This is a genomic window from Pseudoroseomonas cervicalis ATCC 49957, assembly GCF_000164635.1.
Classification (GTDB): Bacteria; Pseudomonadota; Alphaproteobacteria; order Acetobacterales; family Acetobacteraceae; genus Pseudoroseomonas; species Pseudoroseomonas cervicalis.
Map to the genome: position 1 here is coordinate 1 of NZ_GG770911.1, position 2,698 is coordinate 2,698.

Annotated in this window: 3 protein-coding genes; all 3 read left to right on the forward strand. The window is 72.4% G+C overall.

Annotation, left to right across the window (positions count from 1 at the left end):
• Positions 1-154: 154 nt before the first annotated feature.
• Entirely contained in the window at positions 155-1,084 is a 930-nt protein-coding gene (locus tag HMPREF0731_RS20265; protein WP_007006091.1) for a 3-hydroxyacyl-CoA dehydrogenase, read from the forward strand.
• Positions 1,084-2,010: a 3,5-dioxohexanoate:acetyl-CoA acetone transferase gene (gene kce / locus HMPREF0731_RS20270; protein ID WP_007006092.1), complete on the forward strand. Its 927-nt coding sequence runs from the start codon at positions 1,084-1,086 to the stop codon at positions 2,008-2,010. Before HMPREF0731_RS20265 ends, kce begins: the two co-directional genes overlap by 1 nt.
• A gap of 91 nt (positions 2,011-2,101) precedes the next feature.
• Positions 2,102-2,698, forward strand: a 597-nt coding sequence (locus HMPREF0731_RS20275; protein ID WP_007006093.1) for a hypothetical protein, incomplete at its 3' end; no start/stop codon positions are given.

The following is a 2,698-nucleotide window of genomic DNA, read 5'->3' on the forward strand; positions in this document are numbered from 1 at the left end:
AATTCCCCCGGACCCCCATCTTTTTTCTGTCGGGCTGCCGCCGTCTCCCGGCCAGGCGGGACGCCCAACTGATGGCGGGGTCCGGGGGGACCCTGTCCCCCCGGTGGTGGGGTCTGGGGAGGCAAAGCCTCCCCAGGAACACGAGGAGAAAACCATGACACCGCACAGCGTCGCCATCATCGGCACCGGCCTGATCGGCCGGGCCTGGGCGATGATCTTCGCCCGCGCCGGATGGGATGTGGCGCTCTACGACCCCGCCCCCGGCGTGGCGGCGGCCGCGACCGGCCTCTGCGCGCAGGGCCTGACCGACCTCGCCGAACAGGGGCTCTGCGAGAACCCGGCCGGCGCCGCGCGCCGCATCCGCGCGGTGGGCAGCCTGGGCGAGGCCGTCGCCACCGCCACCCTGGTGCAGGAGAACGGGCCGGAGACGCTGGAGGTCAAGCAGGCGCTGTTCGCCGAGCTGGACCGTCTGGCGCCGCCGGGCTGCATCCTGGCCTCCTCCTCCTCCGCCATTCGCACCTCGCTCTTCACCGAGGCGCTGCCGGGCCGCGCCCGCTGCCTGGTGGCGCATCCGGTGAACCCGCCGCATCTGGTGCCGCTGGTGGAGCTCTCCGGCGCGCCCTGGACCTCGCCCGAGGTGGTGGAGCGCGCCCGCGCCATCTACGCCGCCATCGGCCAGGTGCCGATCACGGTGAAGAAGGAGGTGGAGGGCTTCGTGCTGAACCGGCTGCAGGGCGCCCTGCTGGCCGAGGCCTTCCGCCTGGTGTCGGAGGGCTATGTGACGCCGCAGGATCTGGACCACACGGTGAAGGACGGGCTCGGCCTGCGCTGGTCCTTCATGGGGCCGTTCGAGACGATCGAGCTGAACGCGCCCGGCGGCATCCCGGACTACTGCGCCCGCTACACCGGTTTCTACAAGCGGCTGGCGGCCGACCCCGCCGCGCCCGAGGTCTATGGGGCCGAGGCGGTGAACACCATCCTCGAACAATGGGGCGCGCCCGGCGACCTGCCGGAGAAGATGCGCTGGCGCGACCGGCGCCTCGCCGCGCTGCGCGCCCACAAGCAGAGCCAGGGAGAAGTCTAATGGCCCAGCGGAAAGTCATCATCACCTGCGCCGTCACGGGCGCCATCCACACGCCGAGCATGTCGCCGCACCTGCCGATCACGGCGGAGCAGATCGCCGATGCGGCGGTGGGCGCGGCCGAGGCCGGCGCCGCCATCGTCCACCTGCACGCGCGCCACCCGGCGGATGGCCGGCCGGACCAGTCGCCGGAGGGGTTCTCCCCGTTCCTGCAGGTGATCAAGCAGCGCTGCGACGCGGTGATCAACATCACCACCGGCGGCGCGCCGACCATGACGATCGAGCAGCGGGTGAAGCCGGCGGCGACCTTCCGGCCGGAGGTCGCCTCGCTGAACATGGGCAGCATGAATTTCGGCCTGTTCGGCATGCTGAACCGCTTCAAGGAATTCCAGCACCCCTGGGAGAAGGAATACCTCTCCGACAAGGGCATCATCTTCCGCAACAGCTTCGCCGATATCGAGTACATCCTGACCACCTGCCGCGAGAACGGCACGCGCTTCGAGTTCGAGTGCTACGACACCTCGCACCTCTACAACCTGAAGTATTTCTTCGATCAGGGCGTCGTCACCGGCCCGCTCTTCATCCAGACGGTGTTCGGGCTGCAGGGCGGCATCGGCGCGCACCCGGAGGATGTGCTGCACATGAAGCGCACCGCCGACCGGCTGTTCGGCGAGAATTACCGCTGGTCGGTGCTCGGCGCCGGGCGCAACCAGCTGCCGATCGCGGCCATGGCGGCGGCGATGGGCGGCAATGTGCGCGTGGGCCTCGAGGACAGCCTCTGGGCCGGCCCCGGGCGGCTCGCCGCCTCGAATGCCGAGCAGGTTCGGCTGGCGCGGCAGATCGTCGAGGGGCTCGGCCTGGAGATCGCGACGCCGGACGAGGCGCGCGAGATGCTGGCGCTGAAGGGCGCCGACAAGGTCGGCTTCTGACGCGGCCGGGGCCGGCGGCGGCGCACACATTCGGGTCAGCCGCCGGCCCCCCGCCTTGCCCGGCCGCGGGCCCGGCGGCACCCTGGCCGGGATGTTCGGCTCCGTCGCGTTCCTGGTCCTCCTGGTCTTTTCCCTGTTCACCCTGCGCGCGCTCTGGGTGGCCTGGCGCGGCTGGCGCGCCGCCGGCTGGCTGCGCGACCCGCCCGAGGGGCTGGTGCTGGTGGAAGGCACCACGGCGCCCCGGGGCGGGCTGCGCAAGGCCACCCTCTCGGGCCATTCCTGCCTGTGGGAAGCCTGGGAGGTCGAGGTCTGGCGGGCCGAGCACCGCACCGGCCAGCACCACACCCCGGGCCATTGGCAGCGCCTGGAAGCGGGCGCCAGCCGCGACCCTTTCCTGCTCACCACCCCGCAGGGCCACCGCATCCTGCTCTGCCCCGAGGCGGTGGACACGCGCATGCTGCCGGCGCGCCGCTGGACCGGAACGGCGCCGCGGCCGGGCGGCGAGGCCGGGCTGCTGTCCGAGATGACCGGCGGGCTGCTGGGCCGCCGCCACCGCTACACGGAACGCCTGGTGCTGCCGGCGCTGCCGCTCTTCGCGCTGGGCCGGCCGGAACTGCCCGCCCCCGGCGACCCGCCCGGGATCGACGGCAGGCTGCTGCCCGGCCCGGGCGGGATGCTGTTGGGGCTG